General features: G+C 65.3%; 18 protein-coding genes. 5 read left to right on the top strand and 13 right to left on the bottom strand.

Going from position 1 to position 24,805, the window contains the following annotated elements:
* Positions 1-22: 22 nt before the first annotated feature.
* The gene (locus AC1DWU_RS14515; RefSeq protein WP_477150705.1) at positions 23-2,659 is read left to right on the top strand and encodes a glycoside hydrolase family 38 N-terminal domain-containing protein; all 2,637 of its coding nucleotides are present in this window, start codon (positions 23-25) and stop codon (positions 2,657-2,659) included.
* A 17-nt stretch (positions 2,660-2,676) separates the two neighbouring features.
* Here AC1DWU_RS14515 and AC1DWU_RS14510 read toward each other — a convergent pair whose 3' ends face one another.
* On the bottom strand, positions 2,677-3,696 hold the full coding sequence (locus tag AC1DWU_RS14510; protein ID WP_477150704.1) for a hypothetical protein: 1,020 nt from the start codon (positions 3,694-3,696) through the stop codon (positions 2,677-2,679).
* A 213-nt stretch (positions 3,697-3,909) separates the two neighbouring features.
* Here AC1DWU_RS14510 and AC1DWU_RS14505 point away from each other — a divergent pair, with 213 nt between their 5' ends.
* Positions 3,910-4,833: a dihydrodipicolinate synthase family protein gene (locus AC1DWU_RS14505; RefSeq protein ID WP_477150703.1), complete on the top strand. Its 924-nt coding sequence runs from the start codon at positions 3,910-3,912 to the stop codon at positions 4,831-4,833.
* Between the two features lie 42 nt (positions 4,834-4,875).
* A complete protein-coding gene (locus tag AC1DWU_RS14500) occupies positions 4,876-6,195 on the top strand; it encodes a mandelate racemase/muconate lactonizing enzyme family protein (protein WP_477150702.1) in 1,320 nt (439 codons plus the stop codon).
* A 147-nt stretch (positions 6,196-6,342) separates the two neighbouring features.
* Here AC1DWU_RS14500 and AC1DWU_RS14495 read toward each other — a convergent pair whose 3' ends face one another.
* The 9 genes from AC1DWU_RS14495 to AC1DWU_RS14455 all read right to left on the bottom strand — a co-directional run bounded on the left by AC1DWU_RS14495 (position 6,343) and on the right by AC1DWU_RS14455 (position 18,945).
* The gene (locus AC1DWU_RS14495; RefSeq protein ID WP_477150701.1) at positions 6,343-7,401 is read right to left on the bottom strand and encodes a LacI family DNA-binding transcriptional regulator; all 1,059 of its coding nucleotides are present in this window, start codon (positions 7,399-7,401) and stop codon (positions 6,343-6,345) included.
* 24 nt (positions 7,402-7,425) lie between these two features.
* Entirely contained in the window at positions 7,426-9,177 is a 1,752-nt protein-coding gene (locus AC1DWU_RS14490; protein WP_477150700.1) for a glycoside hydrolase family 36 protein, read from the bottom strand.
* 18 nt (positions 9,178-9,195) lie between these two features.
* Positions 9,196-10,035: a carbohydrate ABC transporter permease gene (locus tag AC1DWU_RS14485; RefSeq protein WP_477150699.1), complete on the bottom strand. Its 840-nt coding sequence runs from the start codon at positions 10,033-10,035 to the stop codon at positions 9,196-9,198.
* The gene (locus AC1DWU_RS14480; protein ID WP_477150698.1) at positions 10,032-10,937 is read right to left on the bottom strand and encodes a carbohydrate ABC transporter permease; all 906 of its coding nucleotides are present in this window, start codon (positions 10,935-10,937) and stop codon (positions 10,032-10,034) included. Before AC1DWU_RS14480 ends, AC1DWU_RS14485 begins: the two co-directional genes overlap by 4 nt.
* 103 nt (positions 10,938-11,040) lie before the next feature.
* Complete coding sequence (locus tag AC1DWU_RS14475) at positions 11,041-12,288, bottom strand: ABC transporter substrate-binding protein (RefSeq protein ID WP_477150697.1); 1,248 nt, start codon at positions 12,286-12,288, stop codon at positions 11,041-11,043.
* Positions 12,289-12,647: 359 nt separating this feature from the next.
* Positions 12,648-15,830: an alpha-mannosidase gene (locus AC1DWU_RS14470; protein ID WP_477150696.1), complete on the bottom strand. Its 3,183-nt coding sequence runs from the start codon at positions 15,828-15,830 to the stop codon at positions 12,648-12,650.
* A gap of 4 nt (positions 15,831-15,834) precedes the next feature.
* On the bottom strand, positions 15,835-16,647 hold the full coding sequence (locus tag AC1DWU_RS14465; protein WP_477150695.1) for a carbohydrate ABC transporter permease: 813 nt from the start codon (positions 16,645-16,647) through the stop codon (positions 15,835-15,837).
* Entirely contained in the window at positions 16,647-17,534 is an 888-nt protein-coding gene (locus AC1DWU_RS14460; RefSeq protein ID WP_477150694.1) for a carbohydrate ABC transporter permease, read from the bottom strand. Before AC1DWU_RS14460 ends, AC1DWU_RS14465 begins: the two co-directional genes overlap by 1 nt.
* Before the next feature lie 91 nt (positions 17,535-17,625).
* Positions 17,626-18,945, bottom strand: coding sequence for an extracellular solute-binding protein (locus AC1DWU_RS14455; protein ID WP_477150693.1), 1,320 nt, complete (start codon positions 18,943-18,945; stop codon positions 17,626-17,628).
* 283 nt (positions 18,946-19,228) lie between these two features.
* Here AC1DWU_RS14455 and AC1DWU_RS14450 point away from each other — a divergent pair, with 283 nt between their 5' ends.
* Positions 19,229-20,260: a LacI family transcriptional regulator gene (locus AC1DWU_RS14450; RefSeq protein WP_477150692.1), complete on the top strand. Its 1,032-nt coding sequence runs from the start codon at positions 19,229-19,231 to the stop codon at positions 20,258-20,260.
* On the opposite strand, the gene AC1DWU_RS14445 is transcribed toward AC1DWU_RS14450, so the two are convergent.
* The 3 genes from AC1DWU_RS14445 to AC1DWU_RS14435 all read right to left on the bottom strand — a co-directional run bounded on the left by AC1DWU_RS14445 (position 20,261) and on the right by AC1DWU_RS14435 (position 23,344).
* A complete protein-coding gene (locus AC1DWU_RS14445; RefSeq protein ID WP_477150691.1) occupies positions 20,261-21,058 on the bottom strand; it encodes an alpha/beta fold hydrolase in 798 nt (265 codons plus the stop codon).
* A 125-nt stretch (positions 21,059-21,183) separates the two neighbouring features.
* Positions 21,184-22,323, bottom strand: a complete 1,140-nt coding sequence (locus AC1DWU_RS14440) for an alpha-D-ribose 1-methylphosphonate 5-triphosphate diphosphatase (RefSeq protein ID WP_477150690.1) — start codon at positions 22,321-22,323, stop codon at positions 21,184-21,186.
* A gap of 100 nt (positions 22,324-22,423) precedes the next feature.
* A complete protein-coding gene (locus AC1DWU_RS14435) occupies positions 22,424-23,344 on the bottom strand; it encodes a helix-turn-helix domain-containing protein (RefSeq protein ID WP_477150689.1) in 921 nt (306 codons plus the stop codon).
* A gap of 174 nt (positions 23,345-23,518) precedes the next feature.
* Between AC1DWU_RS14435 and AC1DWU_RS14430 the strand changes: the two genes are divergently transcribed.
* The gene (locus AC1DWU_RS14430; RefSeq protein WP_477150688.1) at positions 23,519-24,772 is read left to right on the top strand and encodes an ABC transporter substrate-binding protein; all 1,254 of its coding nucleotides are present in this window, start codon (positions 23,519-23,521) and stop codon (positions 24,770-24,772) included.
* Positions 24,773-24,805 lie beyond the last annotated feature (33 nt).

The raw sequence follows: 24,805 nt of genomic DNA, 5'->3' as shown, positions 1-24,805 counted from the left end.
GGCCTGCCGACGGAGGAACGCCATGAGCAAGATCAAGACGATCTACATCTGCAACCACGCCCACACCGATATCGGGTTCACCGACTATCAGGAGCTGGCGCTGCGCCAGCACGGCGAGTTCGTCGGCCAGGCTCTCGACCTGATCGAAGCGACCGATGCCTATCCGGCCGAGGCGCAGTATCGCTGGACCGTCGAGACCACCGGCCCCTTCCTCAAGTACCTGCGGCAAGCGAGCAAGTCCGAGATCTCCCGCTTCCGCCACTGGCACGAGCAGGGCCGCATCGATATCGCCGGCATGCAGTACAACATGACGCCGCTGCTCAATATCGAGCAGATGCACCGCTCGCTCTATCCGCTCCGGGCCCTGCGCGACGAGTTCGGCTTCCACGTCGAGGCGGCGATGCAGGACGACGTCAATGGCGTCTCCTGGCTCTATGCCGACCTGCTGCATGATCTCGGCATCAAGTTCTACACCGCCGCCATCAACCCGATCCGCGGCGCCCGTCCCAAGCCGTTCCCCGGCGCCTTCCGCTGGGAGGGTCCGAGCGGTAAGAAGGTGCTGGCCTGGAATGGCTACCACTACCTGTTCGGCCGCAGCCAGGCCGGTCTCGGCAACTGGGATCTGGTCGATCGGCTGCTGCCGCGCTGGATCGACGAACTCGAGAACGACGACAGCTACCCGTTCGATTTCCTCTACTGCGAATCCACCCACCCAGTGCGAGTCGACAACGGTCCTCCTGACGCGCGCATGCCGGATTTCGTCCGGCGGTGGAATGACGAGCGCAAGAACGTTCAGATGCAGTTCATCACCGTGACAGACTTCGGGCGGCTATTGGACAGCAAGTATGACCGATCCATCGGCACGCAGCGCGGCGACTGGACCGATCACTGGGCCGATGGCGTCGGGTCATCGGCCTTCGAAGTCGGTGTCAACCGCGCCGCGCACGAGATCGTCGGCATCGGCGAGAGCCTCGAAGCCTGGCGCCGCAGCAAGGGCCAGGGCGAGTGGTACGCCGATCGCGCCGCCGCCATCTACGAGTCGATGACGCTCTTCGACGAGCACACCTGGGGCGCTTATTCCTCCGTGGAGGCGCCACACTCGCTGTTCAGCCAGGCGCAATGGAACCGCAAGGCCGGCTTCGCCTATACCGCCGCCATGGAAGGCCACGGCTCGGTCGCCAAGGCCGCCAACGCGCTGGCCGCACCGCTCGGCACCAAGGGCCCGGAAGGCAGCTTCAACCTCGGCAACCTCGATCCCAAGGAGGCCTTCAAGCCCTCGGGGATCGATGAACTGCTGGTGTTCAACACGCTACCTTGGGAGCGCAAGGTCATCGTTGAGGAGCCCGAACCGCGCGGCGGCGCCGCCCCGGTCGGCATGCTCGACACCTTCTTCAACCGCCGCAGCACCTGGGGCGGGCCACGTCCTATTCCCGAGATCCGCCGCGTTGCCGGCACCATCCCGCCGATGGGCTACGCCTTCCTCGACCTGAAAAAGGGCGTGCCCTTCGGCGACCTCAAGGCCGACGGCGATACCATCGAGAACCGGCACTACCGCATCCGCATCGATGCCGAGACCGGCGCAATTGCCGAGTTCTTCGACAAAGCGCAGGGCCACGATTTCGCTGGCAAATATAAGGGCTGGGGCCCGGGCGAGTACGTCTACGAGACCGTGGACTCGCCCGATGACCGCCTCGCCATCGCCGATATCAGCTTCGACAAGCCGGAGTTCTTCACCGGCCACACGGACACGCCGTGGAAGCGTGCGACGGCGACGAAGGTGACCCTTGATCCTGCGGTGATTTTCGAAGGCCGCGCCTCGATCACCGTGCACATCGAAGCCCCCGGCGTCTCCGCCGCCAGCGTAGTCTACGCGCTCGATGCCGACACCAAATGCGTGGTGGTCGACTGGAGCATCGACAAGCTCGAGCATGCCAACGCCGAGGCGGTGTTCGTCGCCTTCCCGTTCAAGCTCGACGCACACAACTTCCTGCTCGATCTCAACGGCATCCCGTCGGTGCCCAACACGGACCAGCTCGATGGCGCCGCCAAGGACTGGTACCCGGTCGGGCGCTGGGTCGATGTCAGCGACAGCAAGCGCGGTGTAACCGTCGTGCCGCTTGATGCCCCCCTTGTGCATCTGGGCGGGATCACCACCGGCAAGTGGGACCGCACGCTCCAGCCCGAAGGCCCCACCATCATGAGCTGGGCCCTCAACAACCACTGGCTGGTGAACTTCAAGTCGGCGCAGTCGGGCCGCATCCCGCTGCGCTATCGGCTGACCACCCACGAAGGTCCGGCCGACGCGGCGGCCGCAACCCGCTTCGCTGCAGAGGTCGCAGTGCCACCGGTGGCGATGCGCGACATCAAGCCAACCGGCAAGACCAGCGACAGCTTCTTCAGCGCGGACGCGAAGTCGCCGGTACTGGTGACGGCCAAGCCGGGCGAGGACAGCGGCTGGGTGGCGCTGCGGTTGCAGAACCTCTCGGACACGGCAGCCACACAGACCGTGACGTTCACGGGCAATCCGGCGGCGGCACGGTGCGCCGACCCGATCGAGCATCCGGGGAAGGTACTGGAGCTGAAGGGGAAGGCCCTGACGGTAGAGTTGTCACCGCGCGAGATCCGCACGGTACTCGTGCGCTTCGCCCCGCAGGGCTGACGATCTCCCCGTCGGGATCAGGCGATCTCGGCGGGCTCAATCGCGATGCGATAACGCGTTATGAACCGCTCGCCGGCAGTGAACCGGCGGGCGGTTTTCGTTCCGCGCCGCGAGATCGGATTGTCGGCGACCGAAATCTGCGGGCCAAGATCGAACGCCGAGCAGATCGGCTCGAACCCCAGCGCCAGGTGCCGTCCGTTCCAGGGCGCCATCTGCCGGCCGCGATTGGACATCCACACCAGCGCGCTCGGATAATGCTCGGGATTCCACTCGAGCCGCACCCGATACCCCTCGGCACTGTTCCACAGGGACGCCGTGCCGGCCATATCGAGCAACTGCAGGATCTCCTCGGTCGCGTGTGGCAGAGGCACGCGGCTGACATCGAGCCGCGCACCATCACGCAGTGCCACATCGTGCCACGGCGACTGAAAGCGACCCTGCTCGAATATCGAGGTGTCATCGACCGGGCCGGGGAAGGTGGCGCCGGTGATGTTGCTGCCCACCTCGATGTGCATCGCACCGGGTTTCGCGGGCAGCCGGAACGACGGGTGGAGCCCTAGCGGCAGGGTGCAGTCAGCGCGCACATCGATGGTGAGTTCGAAATCGAGCGCGGTGGTCATGGGGTCTGGCGTGACCCGGCGATGGAGCGTCCGGATCGGGTGACTGTCCGGATACGCGATGCTCAGCGCAATGCTGCCGTAGCCGCCCGCCTCGAACGTCCAGTCGTGGTTAGAGCTGAACCCATGCGGATCGGTATCGACCGTCGGGCTGGCTGTCGCCCCGGGCCATTCGCCCTTCGCCGGGCGATCTCCATCCACTCCGAATGGCACACACGGCCACTCACCGCGCAACCGCTTCAGGATACCGGGCAGGGCCTCGCCGCCGGGCTCGTTCGCCCACGGTGCGATCTGGAACGGGGCCACCTGGCGGCCGTCAGGCAGAACGAACAGCGTCGGCCCGATCATCCCGCCGAGGCTCTCGACGCTGACCACGCCATGCGCCCAGACCAGCGATCGTGTTTCGCCGAGCTTGGTCATCGTTTCCCCCGTTTCTCTTTGCCGAGACAGTGGCGCATCAAGGCAATGGCGACAACCGAAGAGTGAGGTTTTCGAGCCGCTTAGGCGCCCAAATCACCGGAACCGGAGACGATCGCGGATGAGCAAATGGTCGACTGGTCACTGCTGAAAGCGGCCGGTACCATCCGCTCCTGCCGCTCGCCGGCGCATGATCCCCCAACGAGGCAAACACCCATGGATCGCAGCACTTTCCGCGGCATCTTCGTCATCGTCACGACGCCGTTCGCCGATGATTTCAGGCTGGATGAGGCAGCGCTGGAGCGGACCATGGATTTCTGCCTCGCGGCGGGCGTGCACGGGGTCGTCGCCAATGCGCTGGCCAGCGAGGGCGGCTACCTCAGCGAACCCGAGCGCAGACGGGCCGCCGAGGTTGTCGTCGGCAAGGCCGAGGGCAAGGTGCCGGCGATCGTCGCCGTTTCGGCGCCGCACCACCTGCTCGCCGCGGACTATGCGCGCCATGCCGAGAGCATCGGCGCCGATGCGGTGATGTCGCTGCCGCCGACGCTCCACCCGTCGAGCCCCGCCGACATCAAGGCGCACTACCGCGCCATCGGTGCTGCGACCTCGCTGCCACTGGTGATCCAGAATGTTGTCGGGCAGGGCGCCTCGGCGATGGGCGCGGCGCTGATCGCCGAACTGGTCAACGACATCCCGACGGCCCGCTTCGTCAAGGAAGAGTCGGGCTATCCGGCGCAGACCGTGGGCGAAATCATCCGGCTCTGCGGCGACAAGCTCGAAGGCGTTATGGGCGGCAAGGCGGGGAAGACCCTGATGGAGGAGGTCCGCCACGGTGTGTCCGGCACCATGCCCGCCTGCGAGATCGCCGATGTGCACGTGGCGCTGTGGAAGGCCATCGAGGCCAAGGATGACAAGCGCGCCCGGGACATCTTCCAGCGCCTGCTGCCGCTGCTCGATATGGAGAGCAACTACGGCATGCTGCTGATGAAGGAAGTGCTGAAAATGCGGGGCGTGATCCCGCACGCGGCGGTCCGGCAGTCCGGTTTCCGGGCGCTTGACGATGCCGCTCGGGAGGAGGCGGCGGCCATCATGGACGGGTTGCGGGACCTGATGCTGCCCGCTTACCCGCACCGCCGCTAGCAACAGACTGAACAGAAAAGCAGTGTTAAGCGAGGAGGAATCGTGACTGAAATCCAACTGGGGCGCATGGAAGACGCGGTCAGCACCCACTCGAGCCCATCGGAACTGCGCATCACCGACATGCGCCTCGCCGTCGTGGCGGCGAATTACGACTATCCGATCCTGAGGATCGACACCAACCAAGGCGTCTACGGCCTCGGTGAGGTGCGCGACGCCGGCCATGCGTCGAACGCGCTGCAGTTCAAGTCGATGCTGATCGGGCAGAACCCCTGCCACGTCGACATGATCTTCCGCACCATCAAGCGCTTCGGCAACTGGGGCCGCGAGGGTGGCGGTGTCTCGGGCATCGAGATCGCGCTGATGGACCTGATCGGTAAGGTCTACGGCGTGCCGTGCTACCAGTTGCTCGGCGGCAAGCACCGCGACAAGGTCCGCCTCTACGGCGATACCCCGACGCCCGACGATCCGACCCCGGAGGATTTCGTCGACGCCGTGCTGGGCCGCCGTGGTCGCGGCCTGACCTGGATCAAGTTCGACCTGCGTCCGTCACTGTTCGAGACCGGCGACAGCCCGCTGATCGGCAACGAGGCGAAGTACGACTTTGCTTACGAAGAGGGTAGGCCGTTCAAGGCGCCGATGCACGGTCGCGGCGTCAAGCTCACCGAGGCCACCATCGAGCGTGCTGCCCACGTGGTCGGCGAAGTGCGCAAGGCCGTCGGCGCCGACGTGCAGATCTGCGTCGATCACTTCGGCGAGGGCTATCTCACCTCCGACGAAGTGATCCGCCTCGGCAAGGCGCTCGAAAAGTTCGATCTCGCCTGGATGGAAGACCCGGTGTCGCGCTTCGACATCCCCGGCCACAAGAAGATCGCCGATGCTCTACTGACCCCGATCGCGGCCGGCGAGGACCTCTACCTGCGCGACGGTTTCCGTGAAGCCATCCGCACCCGCGCCTTCGACATCGTCCATCCGGACCTCTTGACCTCCGGCGGCCTGATGGAAACCAAGCGCATCTCCGACGATGCCGAGGAGGAGGGCATCCCGACCGCGCTCCACTGCGCCGGCTCGCCCATCGGCTTCATGGCCAACATCCACACTGCGGCCTCGATCTCGAGCTTCCTCGCCTGTGAGCACCACGGCCTCGACCTGCCGTTCTGGGAGAGCCTCGTCACCGGCCTTGCGCCCGACTACATGGCTGATGGCTACGTCACCGTGCCGGACAAGCCGGGCCTCGGCGTCGACCTCAATCTCGAGGCGATCGAGGCGAACCTCCGCACCCCAGGCACCATGTTCCTCCCCACCGACGAGTGGAACACCCCCAAGCTCGGCTTCTGGCGGCCCGACGACCGATGGCCGGAATGAGCCGATGAGGTTCACGGATAGTTTTGCGCTGAGGCGATCTGTCCGCTGGACTCCCGGACTTCATGCGTCTATCAGAACCGCGTTGTCGGGCTTCGCCGCCCGATGACTGAGGCCCAGCTGGAGTTCCACCTCCTAGTCTGGGCCTCTCTATTTCTGGCTCACCGGTCCAGTGGACCCGCGCAGCCGGATCTCCGGTTCGATCAGTACTTCAGTCAGCGGCAGCGCGCGGTTGCCGATCAGCGCCAGGATAGCGCGCGTCGTGTTCTCGGCGATCCGCTCGATCGGCTGCCGTACGGTGGTGAGCGGTGGATCGGTGAAATCGAGGATGTAGGAATCGTTGTAGCCGATGACCGAGATATCGGCCGGCACCCGCAGCCCGCTGCGGTGGATCGAGCGGATGGCGCCCAGCGCCATCTCGTCGCTGGAGGCGACGATGGCGCTGACGCCGAGCGCCAGGAGATCCTCCGCCGCGTGCCGCCCGCCCTCGATGCCGTAATACTGGCGGACCACGAAGTCCTCGGAGTTGAACAGCTCGCGCCGGTCCATTGCCTGCACGAACCCCTCGACGCGGCGATCGGCCGGCGTGTTGCCGAACGGGCCGGCGCACATGCCGATGCGGCGGTGGCCCAGGTCGTAGAGATGGCCCACGGCGATCTCGGCGGCGCGCCAGTCGTCGGTCGAGAAGGTCGGGGTCGGGGTATCGGGGAAGCCGCCATTGACGCCGATGAACGGCACCCCGCGCGACATCAGCAACTGCCGAGCCACCGGGTCGGAATGGCGCGTCGTGTTGCTCGACGACAGGAACACCACCGCCGCGACGCCGGCATCGAGCAAGGACTCGATGTAGTCGCGCTCCTGGTTGACGCCCGGGCACACCACCACCCGTAGACCATACGGGGTGATCTGGGTTTCGATCTGGTCGCACATCGCCCCGAAGATCGGGTCGATCAGATTGGGCACGAGGAGGATCACCACCTCGCCGTGCAGCGTGCGCTCGTAGCCGATCTTGCGCAGCGCCTGCTCGACCGCCTCGCGGGTCGCAGCGGAAACGCCGTACTTGCGGTTGAGCACACGGCTGACCGTCGCCTCACTCACCCCCGCCACTTCGGCGATGGCGGCGAGGCTGACATTGCCCGCAGGCGAGCGCGGGCGCTGCCGCGGTGGCGGCTCTTCCACGGGGCCCTTGTTATCCGGCAAGCGTGTCATGCCTCGTTACGCATCCGTTCCGATTCAGCCCTCTTTGACATCGAGCGTGGCGATCCCCGACACCGGAATGGCGAGTTCGCTGAGCCCGGGCTTCGCCTCGATGAGGAACCGCCCGGCCAGATCGCCCGTGACGCTCCGTGCCTCTCCATCAACACGTCTCGCGCCGCCAGTCCAGCGCACGACGACAGTAGCCTCCGCAGTCGCGTTGAGAACGGTGACCCCGTCAATGCCGGTGAGGTCGATCTCCACGACCATCGGCTGGTAGACGCCGACGACGAGCTTGTTCTGGTGTCGGGCCTGGATCACCGGGTAGTTCTCCGACGGCAGTCCGGCACTCAGCGCCCCAAACAGCACAGTTTCGCGTGTCCGCATCCAGCTCGACAGCACCGCGCGGACCGCCCGCCGCTGTTCTTCGGGTAGGCTCGAAAGCTCCATGGATAGCTGCGGCACGCCGAAATAGGCATTGAGCAACTGCCGCGCCGCGGGTTCGGCGCCGGCACGCGGATCCCACAGCACCGGGTCGGCATGCACCACCTGGCCGGCGGCGATCATTCGCGTGTCGACGATCGAGCGGCGGTTGAGGATGGCGTCGCCCGGGCAGTCGCCGGCGCGCAGCAGGTTGCCGTAAGGTGCGGTGGCCGGGCCGATATAGCTCTGGCGGAACTCGATCAGCACCTCGCTGAGCCCGGCGAGCCGCAGGCCCTCCTTCAACTGTACCAGCGTCGCGTGGATAGCCTGTCCGACATCCTTGATGTCGCCGGTCGTCTCGGTGCCCTGATACACCACGGCGCTATCGAGGAAGTCGATCTTCAGCCCATCGATGCCGTAGTCGCGCACCAGCCGCACGCAGGTCTCGACGAAATGCTCGCGCGATTGCCGGTGGCGTGGATCTAGCACCGAGGCCTTGAGCCCTTCCGAGTAGTGCGGGGCGTAGGGTTTCAGCCGCGCGGCCGCGGCGCTGTTCGGCCCCAGCATAAGCGGCGCCACCCACAGCATGACCGAAAGGCCGAGGCCGCGAAGACCAGCCACGTGAGCCCAGAGGTCGGGGAATTTGTCGGTGTCGGGAATCCAGTCCCCGCAACCCGCATACCAGCGGCCCGAGCCGAACTTCTGCCAGCCATCGTCGATGATCACCGCGCGGCACTCGAGCTCGCGAGACAGCGCCGCCTCGCGCATCACCTTTTCGGCGTCGACCGCCTGCGAGTAGGTGTACCAGGTGCTGTAGACCGGCACCGTGCCGACATGCGGCACCGGGAGCGCCGCGCCGACATCCTCGCGCAGCCAGTCGCGGATCAGGCCGATGGCCTCGCCGTGGTCGAGCCCCGGCGGCGCCAGCGCCAGCCGCACCGTGCCCGGCCCCTTGGGATCGTGCTCGTAGTAGACGACAAAGCTCTTGTGCTCCTCGGAGATGCCGAAGCGCAGCACGCTTTCCTCGATCTGTTCGCTGAAGCCGAACGCTAGGATGCTCCGCCCGACCCGGTCGTAGAGGCAGCCGAGCGGGCTCGACGAGATGATGCTGGTCTTGTCGGTCCCCCGCCAATCTGGCGGCAGGGTGCGAAAGTGCCCGGCATTGGGATACCAATAGCCCTCGGCATCGCCGAGCGGCAGCTCGAGCGCGAAGCGGATCGGCCCGCCATCGCCGGTGATGGTAACCACGTCGAGTTCACCCACCCGCTCGCGGGCGGACAGGCGGCAGCCGGTGCCGATCGACACCTCCATGTGCGGGATGTCGAATTCAACGCGCGTCAACAGCGACGCATAGCCTTCCAGCAGCACGGTGCCAGTCTCCTAGGATTATTGTTTCACCGCCCCGGCAAGAATGCCGGCGACGAAATGACGTTGGAGGAAGAGGAACAGCCCGAGTACCGGCAGCACCGACACCATGGTGCCTGCCAGCAACTGGCCGTAATCGGTGTCGCTGACGCCCTGCAGCGTCGCGAGCGCTACCGGTACCGTGTAGGCGTCCGAAGTGCGCAGCACGATCAGCGGGTAGACGAAGTCGTTCCATTGGCTGAGGAACATGAAGATGCACAGTGCCGCGAGCGCAGGCCGCATGGTCGGCAGCACGATCTGGAAGAAGATGCGGAACTCGCCGGCGCCGTCGACACGCGCCGCCTGGATCATCTCGTCGGGCACCGACTGCATGGTCTGCCGCATCAGGAAGATGCCGAACGGCAGCGCCAGGTGCGGCAGGATCAGCGCCTGGTAGGTGTTGAGCCAGTTGAGCTGCACCATGATCTGGAACAGCGGCACCAGCGTCACCTGTGAGGGCAGCGCCAGCACCACCAGCACTGAACCGAACAGCAGCCCCTGGCCGGGGAAGCGGAACTTGGCGAAGGCATAGCCCGCCATGGTGCAGATGGCGCCGCCGAACAGCGCATAGAGCAGGGCGACGAGCACCGAGTTCTGCAGCGCCGCGCCGAAACCGGCCTCTGAGAAGAGGTTGGTGAGATTGGTGAGCAGTTGATCGCCCGGCATCAGGTTGGGCGGGTTGGAGAAGATGTCGCGCGTACGGTGCGTGCTGGCGACGATCAACCAGTAGAACGGCATCAGCATCAGCAGCGCACCGATGGTGACCACGACGGTGACGGCAAGGCTCGCGGCACGGGCCTCGGGGGTCTTCACGGTCCTCATGCCTGCTTCTCCCGCAAGAGCCGGAACTGGATCAGCGCGAGGATGCCGATGATGCCGGTGAGCACGTAGCCGATGGCCGAGGCGTAGCCGAAATCGAAGTACTTGAAGCCGTTCTGGTAGAGGTACATGCCGATGGTCAGGGTGGCGTTGTTGGGCCCGCCATTGGTCAGCACATAGGGCTCGTCGAAGAGCTGCAGCGTGCCGATGGTGGAGAGCACCACGGTGAGGGTGATGGCGGGCCGCAGCCCCGGCAGCGTGATGTGCCAGAAGCGCTGCCACGCGCTCGCGCCATCGATCTCGGCAGCCTCGTAGAGCTCGCCGGGGATCGACTGCAGCTGCGCCAGGTAAATCACCGCGCTGTTGCCGGTGTAATGCCAGGTCAGCGCGATGATGATCGAGATCTTGGCCCAGAACGGGTCGGCGAGCCATGGAATGCGCGGCAGACCGACGGACTCGAGCGCGAAGTTGACCAGCCCGTAGTGGTTGTTGAGCAGCGTCGAGAACAGGATGCCGTAGGCGACGAGCCCCATTACGATCGGCACGAAATAGGCGGCGCGCCAGATCGCACGCCACTTCAGGAGCGCGGAGCTGAAGGCCACTGCCAGCGCGATGGCGAGGCCCAGCATGATCGGTACCTGGATCACGAGGATCAGCACGGTGTTGCCAAGCGCCTTGTAGAAGATCGGATCCTGCAGCAGCCGCATGTAGTTGTCGGCGCCGACGAAATTGGTCTGCCCGCGGGTGATCTTGGTCAGGCTCAGCCAGAACGCATAGGCGTAGGGGTACACCTTGAACGCCAGGAACAGCACGATAACCGGGAGCAGGAAGAGGTATGGGGTGGCGCGAGGCGAAGCGCCACGCCAGCGCCGGCGGGGTCCCGGCTGCGAAGTCGATGCCGTCATTTTCTGGTTCTCACCGCCGGGAGGCGGTGGCAGGGAGCGAAGACACCCTGCCACCGACGCGCTCTGGAGGGAGCGCGTTGACACTTGAACGAGGGTGGGAACCCTAGTTCGCGACCTTGCGACCGGTTTGCTGCGCGACCAGGGCCGCAGCCTCATCGAGCACCTTCTTGGGGTCGGCGCCGCTCAACAGCACCTGCGTCTGGGCGTCGTCATAGGCCTTCAGCGCCCGGGCATAATCGGTGGTGTAGTTCACCGTCGGCGTCTTCTGGCCCAGCTCGTCGATGAAGAACTGGTTGATCTTTGCGCCGCCGAAATACTCGTTCGGCTGGACGAACCCCTCGCTCTCGAGCATCGGCTTGAAGCCCGGGAACATGCCGCCGCCCTCGTAGACCAGCTGCTGGCCTTCGAGTGTGCCCAGCGCGAACTTCACGAATTCCCAAGCCGCCTCCTTGTTCGGGCTCGAGCCCGAAACGGTGAGGTAGCTGCCACCCGAGATGGCTGCCGTCAGCCCGCCCGGCTCGACCGCCGGCGGCAGGCGCAGGCCCCACTTGCCAGCCAGTGCCGGTGCCTCCTTCGAGAACACCCCGGCTGCCCACGAGGCGGCCGGAATGACCGCAATGGGGATCTCGCCCTTCACCTGCAGCAGGAAGTTGTTCCAGCCACCGGGGACGTCGGCGACGAGCCCGGCGTCGTTGGCCTGCTTCAGCAGCGTCAGCGAGCGCACCCCGGCGGGGCCGTTCATGGTGATGTCGCCGGCGGCGTTGAAGTAGAACTGGTCCTGCAGCGCGGTCAGCAGCTGCCAGAGGTTGGCGGAGTCGGCGACGGTCGCCGCCTTGTCGAGCGAGATCAGCGAGGCGCCGGTGGCTTCCTTGATCTTCGGCCCCGCCGCCAGGAGGTCGTCCCAGGTCTTGATCGAGTCGATGTCGACCCCGGCCTGCTCGAACAGGTCCTTGCGATAGAAGAAGCCCGAGGTGTTGACCTCGTAGGGAATGCCGTAGACTGCGCCATCGGCACCCGAGCCGCTGGCCCACATGCCTGACGGGAACTGCGCTTCGAGTTCGCCAGCGCCCAGCTCGCTCAGGTTGGCGAGGCCGTTCGGGAACGTCTCGATGTAGTTGCCCATGTAGTCGATGCCGATGTTCATCACATCGGGCAGGCCCGCGCCGCCGGCCGCCATGCCGGTGGTGATCTTGTCCCAGATCGCCGGATTGCCGACGTCCTCGACCTTGATGGTGACGCCGGGGTGCAGCGCCGTGAAGGCGGGGATGGCCGCCGCGATGCCCTTGGCGGGGGTGGTCCAGCTCCACACCGTGATTGTGCCCGACAGGTCTTGGGCGGAAGTCACCGTCACCAGAGCCGCCAGAGCAGTCGTGGTGGCGAGGGCAACCCGCGCGGTGCGCCCAGCCGCCGCAAACAAACGTCCTACCGTGTTGTTCAGTTTTTCCTCCTCAGGATTCCTCAGTCCTGATCGGTGCCGTTCGGCTGGTGGCCAGGCTTCGCTGGCTGATTTTTCGTCCCGCCGTCGGGTCCGATCGTGGCCGAACGCTAACAGTCATGTTTCTATCTTGCAATGCTTTGTTGCAAATTTGCAGAAACGGCTGCAACCGACGCTGGGTGTGCGAGCGTCGGGGCCGCCAAAGCATCAGGGCCACCGGCGAGTTCATCGCCAGTGGCCCTGTGGTGGTGACTTCAGGGAACGAGGAGGGCTGATCAGCCGGCGTCTACTTCCAGCAGCAGCGTCGCGATCTCGAACGGACGCAACTGCAAGGTCACGCTGTTGCCGGTGACCTTTACGGGCTGGCCGCCTTCTTCCATCAGGTTCACGAGCTTTGCCGACTTGATCGGAACGCCGAAGCTGATCGTCGTATTGGCGCGGGCATTGGCGTGTTCGAACACGCGCAGCACCAGCGCATCGCTCTTCTCCGCCTTCTTCACCGTCTCCAGCGTCACGTTCGGCTTGTCCACCGAGGCGAAGGAGAAGCTGGTGCTTTCCCCGGCATTCGAAGCGCGCGCAGACGTATCGCCAACGACCGCGACCGGGTTGTTGAAGCGCTCGGCTGCGACCGGTACGTCGGCGAGGTCACTTACGCCGTCATGCACCAGGAGGGCATACTTGATGCGGTGCTCGCCGCGGTCCGATGCCGGGTCCGGGAAGGTCGCGCCGCGCAGCAGGGTGATGCGCACCAGTTGCTCCACCGCGTCGTAGCCGTACTTGCTGTCGTTGAGCAGCGCGGCGCCAAAATCCGGCTCGCTGATATCGACCCAGCGATGCATGCTCGCCTCGAACCGCGCCCGGTCCCAGCTGGTGTTGCGGTGCGTCGCGCGCTTCACATGGCCGAACTGGATCTCCGAGCGGATCTCCGAGATGTTGAGGTCGAACGGGAACTCGGCCTTGAGCACCGTCTGGCGCTCCTGCCAGTCGACGAAGGTATCGAACTCCACTTGCTTTGCGCCCGCCTCGAGCGACACGACCTGCACCACTTTCGAGCTCAGGTACTGCCGCTCGATGCGGAGCGCGGCGCGGTACGGGCCGGTCTCCACCACCTCGATCTTCGCCTTGTTCGCCGAGAGCAGCCAGAACTGCTCCTCGAAATAGCGATCGATGTCCCAGGCGTCCCAGTTGAGCGGCTTGTCCTCGTAGGCGACGAGCCGGTTGGCGGTCTCGCCCTCGGCGATCAACTCGCGGTTGTGCTGCTTGTCGAACACCGAGCTGATCTCGCCATTCCCATCGAAAGCGACGCGGACGAACTCGTTCTCGAGATGCTTGGTCGAAGCCGAAAGGCTCGACTTCGGGGCGCTGCCGCCGGTCACCAGCGAGGCAGAAGCCCAGCCGAGCGCCGGGAGGTTCGCCGGCGCCGCAAGCGTCGACCTGCCATCGGCGCTGATGAGCTTCTGCAACGGCAGTGCCGCACCGCCCTGCGCCAACGCCGAACCATCGGCCGCCCCGTCCACCCGCACCAGCGCCTTGTCGCGCGTATGGCCGGTGAAGTTGAACAGCTGCAGGCCGCCCTTGCCGGTCGGTGCGACGGCCTTCGCCGCGCTGTGCCAGGGGCCGTTGCCCGATGCGAGGGTCGAGAACAGACCGGCGTACTCGGCGTCGCTGTCGACATAGACCTCGGCGATCGAGGTGCCGGGCAGGATGTCGTGGAACTGGTTGATCAGCACCAACTCCCAGAACTCGTTGAGCTTCTCGGCCGGGTAGGGCGCCCCGCTCCGCATCGCCATGGCGCTGAGGAATTCGAGCTCGCGCAACACACGTTCGGCGCGCCGGTTGTTGGCCTTGTTCTTCGCCACATTGGTCAGCGTACCGCGATGGTATTGCAGGTAGAGCTCGCCGTTCCAGGTCGGGAAGCGCTTGGCGTTCTCGTCCATGCGCTTGCTGAGCCGCTTGAGGAACGGACCGATGCCTTCGAGCTTCACCTTCGGCGCGCCGGGAATGCCGCGTTCGAGCCGGGTGCCGCGCTCGATCATGGCGCGGGTCGGCCCGCCACCGCCATCGCCATAGCCGTAGCAGACCAGCACTTCGTCGTTCACCGACTTGGGCTCATAGCGCTTCCATGCGCCCATCACTTCGGAGACCGAGAGGTCGGAATTGTAGGTGGTGAAGATCTGCTCGCTGTCGAACTTCTGCGCCGTGATCAGCTGCGCCTTGGTCTCGGTCCCGTCGATGCCACGCCAGAAGAACGTGTCGTAGGGATGCCGGTCGGTATCGTTCCAGCTGAGCTTCGACGTGATGAAATACTCGAGCCCGGAGCGCTCGAGGATCTGCGGCATGTTGGCCGAGTAACCGAACGTATCGGGCAGCCACACGGTCTTCGGCACCACGCCGAAATTCTCGAGGTGGAAGCGGCGGCCGCGCATGATCTGGCGAACCATGGATTCGCCCGAGACAATGTTCGCGTCGGGCTCCACCCACATGGCGCCTTCGATCTCGAACTGGCCGTTCTTCACCTTGTCGAGTAGGCCGGCCCAGATCTCGGGATAGTCGGTCTTCAGGAAATTGAAGAGCACCGACTGGTTGTACATGAAGACGAACTGCGGGTACTCGGCCATCAGGTTGAGCACGGTGGCGAAGCTGCGGCCGGTCTTGTCGCGCGTGTGGATCACCCGCCACAGCCAGCCGACATCGAGATGGGTGTGCCCCACCGCCGAAATCGTCGGCTGCACTTCGGTATCGACCAGCTTGTAGATCTTCTCGGCGATCTTCTCGGCCGCCGGCAGCGAGGCCTCGAACTCGGGCGTCACGCCACCGCGCCGGTCCAGCGCGCGCAGCGACTGCTCGACGAGGTTTAGCACAGCGTGGCGGCGGCCGTCGTTCTGCGGCAGGCGGGTCGCTACTTCGAGCGGCGTCTGCAGGTCGAAGTACAGCTTCTCGGCGCGCGCATGCCGCACCATCAGCTCGACCTTGAAGCCGACCAGCGGCCGGTCGAAGAAGGTGAAGGCATTGACGAGAAGGACGCGCTTCGTCCCCGGCACCGCATCGCGGGCGATCACCAGTTCGTTGTGGTTGCCGTCGAGCGCCTGGGCGATCTTGCCGTCAAGATAGGCGAGGCATTGCGGATCAGTCGAGCCCGGCCGGTCCTGCCACTGCGAGGTGAAGCGCAAGACGAACGTCTTGCCGCGCGCTGCCTCGGGCACCGTCACTTCGGCGGCGAACCAGGTGTGGCCCTGGTGCTTGGCCCAGACGGTGGTCGGCGTGAAGTTCGGCCACTGCCGCCAGTCGGCGGCGAGCGCCGCGGGCGTTTCGATGTCGTCAGGCTGGTAGCGCCAGGCGAAGGCACCTTCGATCGGCGTCAGGATCTTCTCGTGAAGGTCGCGGCAGAGCCGGAACAGCTTCTCCTCGAGCTTGATGTCGTCATCAAGCAGACCGAGCTTGGTGGCGAGACTATTCATCGTTCTATCCTTTGACACCGACGCCGGCGAAACCCGTGTTCATGTTTCGCCGCAACAGGAAGTACACGCCGACCGCCGGCGCTGCGTAAATGATGGAGAAGGCCGCGAGGAAGCCGTAGTCGATGGCCCCCTGCTGGCCGAAGGCCGAGTAGAGCCCGACCGACATGGGGAAACCGGCCTCCGTCCGCGTGAAGATCAGCGGCAGCAGGAACTCGTTCCAGGCGCCGGTGAAGGTGAAGAACCAGACCACAGCGAGCCCGGCCCGCGACATCGGCAGCACCACGTGCCAGATGATGTGCCAGAGGCTCGCACCGTCGACATACGCCGCCTCTTCGAGCTCGATCGGCACCGTGTCGAAGAAGGTCTTCAAGAGCAGCAGCGTGAACGGCAGGTTGAGGATGGTGAGCGCGACGATGACGCCGTAGGAGTTCAGCAGCCCGAGCCGCTGCGCGGTGAAATAGAGCGGCACGATCACGCCGGCCGAGGGCAGCATGCGCAGCAGCACCAAGAGCCACAGGAAGGCGTTCTTGCCCGGGATGGTCATGCGGGCAAGCGGGTAGGCAGCCGCCGCCGCCACGACCACCGATAGCGTTGCAGTGCCGGCGGCGAGGATCAGCGAGTTGAGGAACTGCCGGCCGGCACTGCCGCTGATCGCCCGGATGAAGTTGTCGAAACCAAGCGCTGCCGGCATGCGCAAGGCGCCATTGGCCGTCGGATCGAAGGCGTTTGTGAACAGCCAGAAGAACGGGCTGACCCAGATCAGCGCCAGGAAACTCAGCGCCAGCGCCATGCCGCGGGAAGGGGCGGTACGTTCCATTACTTGGGCTCCCGGAGCAGGCGGACATAGAAGATTGAGAGCAGGCCCACTACCGCCAGCATGGCGACAGAGATGGCGCTGCCATAGCCGATCTTGCCGACCTTGAAGCTCTGTTCGTACATCAGGATGGCCAGCACTTGGGTCTGCCGGCCGGGGCCGCCGCCGGTCATCGCGTAGATCAGCGGGAAGTAGGTGAAGGTCCAGATGGTGATGAACAGCATGTTGGTCGCGATGTGCGGCCGGATGATCGGCAGGATCACCTGCCAGGTCCGCTGCCACAGCGTCGCGCCATCGACCTTGGCCGCTTCGACGATCTCGCGGCCGACGGAGTCGAGCGCTGCGATGAACAGCAGGTAGCTCCAGGCCGTGCCCTTCCAGACATTGGCGATGATCACCACCTGCAGGGCGAAATCGTTGATGAAATTGACCGGTGCGAGACCGAACGGGGTGACGACGAGGCCGTTGATCAGGCCGGTCGGGGAGGTGGTCGCCGACCACAGGAACGCCGCGACAATGTCGGGCAGCAGCCAGCCGAGCATGATCGAGACCTCGACCACCGTGCGCAGCAGCCCATGCTGGGTGCGCAGCGCCGAGGCGAGGACGAACCCCATCACGGTCTGGCCCACAATGGCCGAAAAGAAGGTGAAGGTGACGGTGGTGCCGAGCGCCTCGAGGAAGCCGCGGCGGGTAAACAGACGCTCGTAATTGTCGAGCCCGACCCAGCTCCAGTTGACCGACTTGCGGCCCACCAGTTCGAGATCGGTGAAGCTGAAGGCGAAGGCCCAGCCGGTGAAGTAGATCAGCGCGCCGATGAGGATGATTGCCGGCAGCAATCCGAGGAGCAGTAACCAGCCATTGGAGGCCAGCCAGGGACTTATCTGGCGCATGTAGCGTGATCCGATATACCAGGGCCTACGAAAAGGGCGGCGCGGGTTGGGAGTACCGCGCCGCCCCGGGAGGAGCGGGTGGGGGCCGCTCTTATTCGTAGGTGATGACGTTCTCTTCGCCGAACTCGTCGATCAGCGCCGCCTTGTACTCGGCGATCGCATCGTCAACGGACGAGCCGTCGAGGATCGCGGCCGTCATTTCCTGCACCAGCTTGGAGACCACCTGGTAGCCCGGGTAGGTGTCGCGGCCGGTCGTGTCGGCGGCCATGGCGGTTGCTTTGGCGAGGTACGCGTCAGCCGTATATTCCGGCGATTCCGAGATATCGGTACGGACAGCCATGCGCTTGTTCTTCACCGTCCAGTCGCCGAAATTGCCCTTGTCGAAGATGGTCGTCAGCAGCTTTTCGGCAGCGGCTTTATCCGCAGCCTTGGCATTGACGCCGATAGCCCAGCCACCCGAGATATTGGTGGTGGTCTTGGCGCCGGGCTCGCCCGAACCGGGCCACGGGGTCCACGCAACGATCTTGTCGCGCTCCTCGGTCGAGGGCAGGTTCACGCCGTTGCAGTCCCACAGGCACGCATATTCCCACGAGCCCGAGGCAAGGATGCCCATCTTGTTGCCGGTCATTTCGGCACGGACGGCAGCGCCGATATCGGTGGCGTAGTTGATCGCCTTACCGGCCAGCTTCTGGTCCTGGTAAACCTTCTTGTAGAGGTCGAGCGTGCGGCGCAGGGCCGGGCTGTCGCCCACCCACTTGCCAGCGTCCCAGTCGCGCAGCCGGTTGCGACCAGCTTCCGGAACGTCAGCGCCGAGCAGCGCCATGTAGAAGCCCTGCATGGTGGCGGCTTCGCCCTGCTTGGTGCCGGCCGGGATCAGGAAAGCGTTCTCGACGCCGGTCTTGTCCTTGATGGCCTGCGCAGCGGCGAGCACGTCGTCCCAGGTCTTGGGCGCCCACGGAGTAGCGATGCCGGCCTGCTTGAACAGCTCCAGATTGTACCACAGCATGCGCACGTCGGTGTCGGTGGGCAGCGCGTAGACATGGCCGTCATAGGACACCACGTCGAGCAGGCCCTTCATGTACGAACCGTACTGGTCCCAGGTCGTCGCCAGCTCGTCGAGCGGCTGCACATAGCCGGCGGAGGCGAGCTCGGACACCACGAAGCTGTCCATCTGGATCACGTCGGCAGCGGTGCCGGCCGACAGATCGAGCGCCACGCGCTCCACATAGCCGTCGCCCGGCAGCTTGATCGCCTCGACCTTCTCCCCGGTCGCGGCCTCGTAATTGGCGATGCCGGGCTCGACCAGCGAGGCCAGCCACTCGGCGTACATGATGCTCACCGCCTGTGCGGGGGCCGTGGCGGCCAGCAGGGCAAGCGCTGCCGCAGACGCCAAGAGAGTCCGTTTAAGCATGAATTCCTCCTCCAAATGTTTGGCGTCGCATCCCTCATGCGCGGGCTGCGCGGCACCTCCTGAGTGCGCGGTGAGCTAAGCGCATTTATTGCAACGTTGCAACGATTGATGCAGAATTGTCGGAGTGACGTACATCAGAATGAATTATCTATGATAGTTCAGATAGTTAGCGAAAGCCGTTCAGCGGAAATCTGGGGATTGATCAATTGTATCGATGCAATTTTCTGTGGTTCCCGGCATCCCGCTGCCGGTGTATGACGAGTCCGGGGCTGAAGAAACCACGATGACGAAATCCAAGCCACGTGCTGCTGGCGGCACCCGCCAGCGGGCGACGCTCAAGACCATCTCGGAGCTGACTGGGCTCAGCCTCTCGACGGTGTCGCTGTCGCTGCGCGGCGGCGCGTCGTTGAAGGAGGAAACGCGCCTCAAGGTTGCCGAGGCGGCGCGCGCCGTGGGCTATGTGCCGGACCGGGCAGGGGTGCGCTTACGGACCGGCAAGACCAACGTCATCGCCCTCGTGCTCGACGGCTCGGACGAAGCCATCGATTTCTCCCGCCACATGATCCGCGGCATCGGCGACGCGATCGGCGGCACCCGCTACCACCTGACGGTGATGCCGGAGTTCGACCGCAATCGCTCGGTGGAGACGGTGCGCTACATCCTCGAGAACCGTACGGCCGACGGGGTGATCATCACCCACACCGGCGCCCGCGATCGCCGCGTCCAGCTGATGATGGACCATGACTTTCCGTTCGTAAGTCATGGAAGGACGGAGTTCTTCACCCCGCACGCCTTCCACGATTTTCACTCCGAGGCGTTCACCGAACTGGCGGTGGAGCGGCTAGCCGCCACCGGCGCTCGCGACATCCTGATCTCGGTCGGCGACGGCACCACCAACAACTACCACAACATCGTCCGCACCTTCGAACGCGCCACCGCCCGCTTCGGCGTCAACGGCCGCGTCGTGGTGCAGGACAGCATCCGTCCCGCCTCGGCCGAAATGCGCCAGTTCGGCCGAGATCTCGCGGACAAGCCGGATCGGCCCGACGGCATCATCTGCGACAGCGAAACCCGCGCCATCTCGATGCTGTGCGGCCTCGAAGATGGCGGCGTGCTGCTCGGCCGCGACATCCGCTTCATCTGCAAGCAGACCTCGGACATCCTGTCGACCGTCTTCCCCAACGTCGATACCATCGAGGAAGACGTCTACGCAGCGGGGCTGGAGCTCACGCGCCTGCTGCTCCGCCGCATCGACGGCGAACCGGCCGAGTCGCTGCAGACGCTCAGCGAGCCCGTCGCCCACTGGCGCAGCTGATCAGAGCCGGCCGAGGAACTTCAGCACGGCCTCGTTGAACAGCTCCGGCCGCTGTAGTGGAGCGAAGTGGGTGACCCCGGGAAGGATCGCGAGCTCGGCACCGGGAATACTGCGGGCGAGGTACTCGGCATGCTCGGGCTTGATGAACTCGTCGCCGGCGCTCTGCACGATCGTCACCGCGACCCGTATCCGCGCGAGATCGTCAGCCGTGTAGTTCGGCTGCGTCCGCTGCATCAGCCCTACGGCATCGGCGAAGCTGCTGAACTGATCGGGTGTTGCCGACAGCCGTGCATAGTCCTTCACGTGCCGGCTGAAGCAGCGGTCGATTACCGGCGTCGCCTCGAACGGCAGGGTGCCGCTCGGATCCATGTTGCAGGCAAAGAAGAACACGCCGCTGATCCGCTCCGGCTGCTGGTCGGCCATGATCAAGCCGATGCAGGCACCGTCGCTCCAGCCGACGATGGCCGCCTTCTTGAGCCCCAGTGCGTCCATTACCGCGAACACGTCCGACGCCATCAGCTCGTAGCTGTAGGGCCGCTCATCGCGCGAGCTGTGGCCATGGCCGCGGCTGTCGACCACCACCACCTGACGGCCGGCATCGACCAGCGGCTGCACCTGGTGGCCCCAGTTGCCGGAGTGGCCCATGCCGCCATGCAGCAGGATCACCGCATCGCCGGCACCGAAGCTCGCGTGCCAGATATGCGCGCCGTCATTGTCGACATAGGCGGAGGTTCCACCCGGCGGCAGTTCGGCTCCGCTGGCCTCAAAGGTAATCAGTTCATCGTCGGTGAAGGCCATGTCGATACCCAATCCCTGCTAGCGCGTGATGCACTAGTCGATGCCTCCGGCGTGGATTCGACATTCCGGACACACGAAAACGCGCGGCCAGTTGGACGGGGTTCCGACAAGCCGTCAAGCGCCGCTCAGAGATAGGCGCGGCCGGCCACCCAGGTGCCCCGGATCACCGGCTGTCCACCCACCAGCCGCACCCGCAGCAGGTCAGCGCGAAGGCCCGGCTTCAGACGGCCGCGGTCGCTCAAGCCGATCGAATCCGCCGGGTTGGCGGTGACTTTGGCGATCGCCTCATACAGCGGCATGCCGCGATCGGCGAGGATGAACGGCGCATGCAACAGGCTCGCCGGCACATAGTCGGAGGTGAGCAGGTCGAGCAGCCCGGCATCGGCGAGGCTGGCGGCACTGGCATTGCCCGAGTGCGAGCGGCCAAGCACCACGTTAGGCGCGCCCATGACGATCTGCATGCCGAAATCGCGCGCCCGCCGCGCTGCTTCCAGCGTCGTCGGGAACTCGCTGATGGCGATGCCGTCCGCGTAGGATTCCTCGACATCGGCCACGGTGGTGTCGTCGTGGCTGGCGATGCGGATGTTGCGCGCCCGCCCTAGCGCGCCGATGGCCGCACGGCCCGGCACGACGTACTTGTTCTGGTCATCCCGCCGCCCGGCCAGGTACTCGGCGAACTCCTCGTCGGTCCACACCTGCGAGTTCTTCTTGCGGCGGAATTCGCGATAGAGGTGTGTATTGTGCCACTGCCGTTGGCCCGGCGTGTGATCCATCACGCTGAGCAGCCGTAGCGCCGGGTTGTCGATATGGCGCTCGACGATGCCGAGCAGCGCCGGGTCCGACAGCTCGCAGCGGAAATGCAGGTAGTGGTCGGCCTTCACCAACCTTGCTTCCCGCGCCTCGGTGAGCCCGGTGATCGCCGCGTCCAGCATCGCCGTGCGCGCCCCGCCGCTGTCATAATCACCCAGCGACAGCGCATCGAGCACAGTGGTGACACCGGCGCCCAGCATCTGCCAGTCATGCGCCAGCACCGCCGTCAGCGTCGACGGCCACCGCACGCCCGGGCGCGGCTGGAAGTGGTGCTCCATGTTGTCGGTGTGGAGATCGATCAGCCCGGGCAGCAGGTAGTCGCCCTCGAAGTCGATTTCGTTGCCGCCAGTTGCCGCATCACCAACCTCCGTGATCTGCCCATCCGCGATGCTGAGCGCCCCCTCGACAACGGCATCTTCGAGCACAAGGCGAGCGTTCTTGAGGGTCGTGTCCACGGCAATGATCCAAATTATGTGGGTGGCGCCGCAGCGACTCATGCTGTCGCGGGCTGGCGAAAATCGATGCGTGATATGACATGCCCATGACGAATTGACGTCAACCGGCAAGCTGCGCTGCTTCCCGCTTCGGCGTGCTGCGCCCCTGCTGGAACTCCAGCCGGTAGTGCCGCGGCGTCTTGCCCAGCCGCTTCTGGAACGCGTCGTAAAGCCGGGCCAGCGAGGTGTAGCCGCACTCGAACGCCACCTCGGCGATCTCCATGTCCGTATCGACCAGCAGCCGCATCGCATGCTGTAGCCGATGGCGGCGGATGTACTCGCCGATCGACATCCCCAGCACCTTCTGAAACGCCGCCCCGGCATTGGTGGCATGGAGCCCCGATGCCGCAACCACGTCGCGGACGCTTACCGGGCTATCGAGATGATCGTGGATGAACCGCGTCATCCGCTCGGCCATCGCCACCGCCCGATGCCCGGACGGCGACATCGCCGGGGCAGGGGCCCGGCCGCCCGCTCGCGCGATCGATTGCGACCACGACAGCCGCCGCACCCGCAACCGCACCTCTTCCTCGAGGATATGGCGCTGCGCCGTGTCGGCATACTGCCACTCGCGGGTCCAGCGCGCGAACATGTGCCGATCGCCCTCGTCATGCTCATGGCTGTAGAACACCTCGCCGTCGAGGATAGCCTGCCGGAAGCCCGGTTCGAGCGGCAGGCTGAGGAAGAACGATAGCGGCATGTAGGCGCAACTGAGCCGCTGCTCGTCGTCGACCGCCACCACCTGGTGCGGTGTCGCCGCCCAGAAGATGGCGAGTTCCCCGGCATTGAGCACCAGCCGCCGGCCGTTGATCAGGTAGGTGAGCTGGCCGGACCACAGGTAGTTGAGCTCGATATGGTCGTGCCAGTGGCTCTCGGGCATGGCATCGGCGAGATGCGTCTCGACGCAGAACTCGTGGCGCAGGACATCGATATTGTCGGACATCGGTACGTCGCTGGGAGTGGTGCGCGGTGCATTCGCCATGGCTTCCCTTCTCCCGTGAGGCAACGACAACCGTCACAATCGCTACTTTTCCGGAAGAATAACACCAAAATTTCGGAAGATTACGCGCCCGCTTTGCCGGACAGTACCCCTACGGCCGGACGGCGAGAGGGAAAGCGCTCTCCGGCATGACAGGGACAGATGGAGGGTAGCATCATGAAGGCAGTGCTTTCGGCCACCGCATTCACCGCGCTCGCGTTGTCGGCCACCGCGGGCCTCGCCGAGACCAACCTCACCTACATGATGTGGGGCGATCCGCCGGAGATCGCGGTGTGGGAGGCGATCGTCGACGAGTTCGAGGCCGCCAACCCGGACATCAAGGTGAAGGTCGAGGTGTCCGACTGGGACAGCTACTGGGACAAGCTGCGGGTGACCACTGTCGGCGGCAACCCGCCCGACATCTTCGCCATGGATGCGCCGCTCTACCCGGACTGGCAGTCGCGCGGCAGCCTGCTCGATCTGACGCCCTATCTCGCGGCGGCGCCTGAGACGCTGAACGGCGTCTATCCCGGCCCGCTCGCAGCCTATCAGTTGAGCGCCGGCACCTTCGGCCTGCCGCGCGATTTCCAGACCATCGTGCTGTTCTACAACAAGGCAATGTTCGACGCGGCCGGCGTGGCCTATCCCGACGACAGCTGGACCCTCGACGATCTCCGCGCCGCGGCGAAGAAACTGACCATCGACAAGGACGGCGACGGCCAGACTGACCAGTGGGGCCTCGGCACGGAGCTCTGGGACATGGAGCCGATGTGGGGCCCGGTGGTCTACAGCTATGGCGGCGCGCCGATCAGCGACGACTACAAGAAGACTCTGCTCGGTGAGGCCCCCGCGGTTGAAGCCTGGAAGTTCCTCGCCGATTTCCGCCTCAACGACAGTTCGGTGATGAGCCAGGAGGACCTCGAGAGCTATGGTAGCGACGGCTTCCAGGCCGGCGTCGCGGCGATGACCTTTTCCGGCCACTGGGTGGTGCCGGCCTATTCCGATCTAGCCTTCGACTGGGACGTCGCGCCGTTCCCCAAGGGCCCGGCCGGCCGCGCCACGCTGGTCAACAGCGCCGGCATCGTCATCAGCTCCAAGACCGCACATCCCGACGAAGCTTGGAAGTTCGTGCAGTTCGTCATCAGCGAGAAGGGGCAGAGCAAGCTCACCGAACTCGGCTTCGCCATTCCGGTGATCGACAAGGTGGCCAATAGCCCGGTGTTCCTCGAGCAGAAGGCGCGCGGCAGCCACAAGGTGTTCCTCGATGCGCTGGAATACGCCCACACCAAGCCGAGCTTCCGCGGCTACGAGGAATGGTCGGCCGCTGTCGGCGACACCCTCGCGCTGGTCTGGAACGGCGAGATGACCATCGACGACGCGCTGGCCGAGATCGTCCCGAACGCCGACGCGGCGCTCGCCAACAACCAGTAATCCCGCCAGGGGACCCGGGCGATCTCCACCGGC

Source organism: Devosia sp. P2_G7 (genome assembly GCF_056403495.1).
The sequence above is the reverse complement of the archived record's forward strand: the minus strand, read 5'-3'. Positions and strand labels throughout refer to the sequence as shown.

Bases quoted from the DNA above. Each gene is read 5' to 3' on its own strand.
- AC1DWU_RS14485 (WP_477150699.1), bottom strand. From the start codon at position 10,035: ATGAGGACCGTGAAGACCCCCGAGGCCCGTGCCGCGAGCCTTGCCGTC.
- AC1DWU_RS14470 (WP_477150696.1), bottom strand. From the start codon at position 15,830: ATGAATAGTCTCGCCACCAAGCTCGGTCTGCTTGATGACGACATCAAG.
- AC1DWU_RS14460 (WP_477150694.1), bottom strand. From the start codon at position 17,534: ATGCGCCAGATAAGTCCCTGGCTGGCCTCCAATGGCTGGTTACTGCTC.
- AC1DWU_RS14465 (WP_477150695.1), bottom strand. From the start codon at position 16,647: ATGGAACGTACCGCCCCTTCCCGCGGCATGGCGCTGGCGCTGAGTTTC.
- AC1DWU_RS14445 (WP_477150691.1), bottom strand. From the start codon at position 21,058: ATGGCCTTCACCGACGATGAACTGATTACCTTTGAGGCCAGCGGAGCC.
- AC1DWU_RS14495 (WP_477150701.1), bottom strand. From the start codon at position 7,401: ATGACACGCTTGCCGGATAACAAGGGCCCCGTGGAAGAGCCGCCACCG.
- AC1DWU_RS14435 (WP_477150689.1), bottom strand. From the start codon at position 23,344: ATGGCGAATGCACCGCGCACCACTCCCAGCGACGTACCGATGTCCGAC.
- AC1DWU_RS14480 (WP_477150698.1), bottom strand. From the start codon at position 10,937: ATGACGGCATCGACTTCGCAGCCGGGACCCCGCCGGCGCTGGCGTGGC.
- AC1DWU_RS14510 (WP_477150704.1), bottom strand. From the start codon at position 3,696: ATGACCAAGCTCGGCGAAACACGATCGCTGGTCTGGGCGCATGGCGTG.
- AC1DWU_RS14450 (WP_477150692.1), top strand. From the start codon at position 19,229: ATGACGAAATCCAAGCCACGTGCTGCTGGCGGCACCCGCCAGCGGGCG.
- AC1DWU_RS14430 (WP_477150688.1), top strand. From the start codon at position 23,519: ATGAAGGCAGTGCTTTCGGCCACCGCATTCACCGCGCTCGCGTTGTCG.
- AC1DWU_RS14455 (WP_477150693.1), bottom strand. From the start codon at position 18,945: ATGCTTAAACGGACTCTCTTGGCGTCTGCGGCAGCGCTTGCCCTGCTG.
- AC1DWU_RS14515 (WP_477150705.1), top strand. From the start codon at position 23: ATGAGCAAGATCAAGACGATCTACATCTGCAACCACGCCCACACCGAT.
- AC1DWU_RS14505 (WP_477150703.1), top strand. From the start codon at position 3,910: ATGGATCGCAGCACTTTCCGCGGCATCTTCGTCATCGTCACGACGCCG.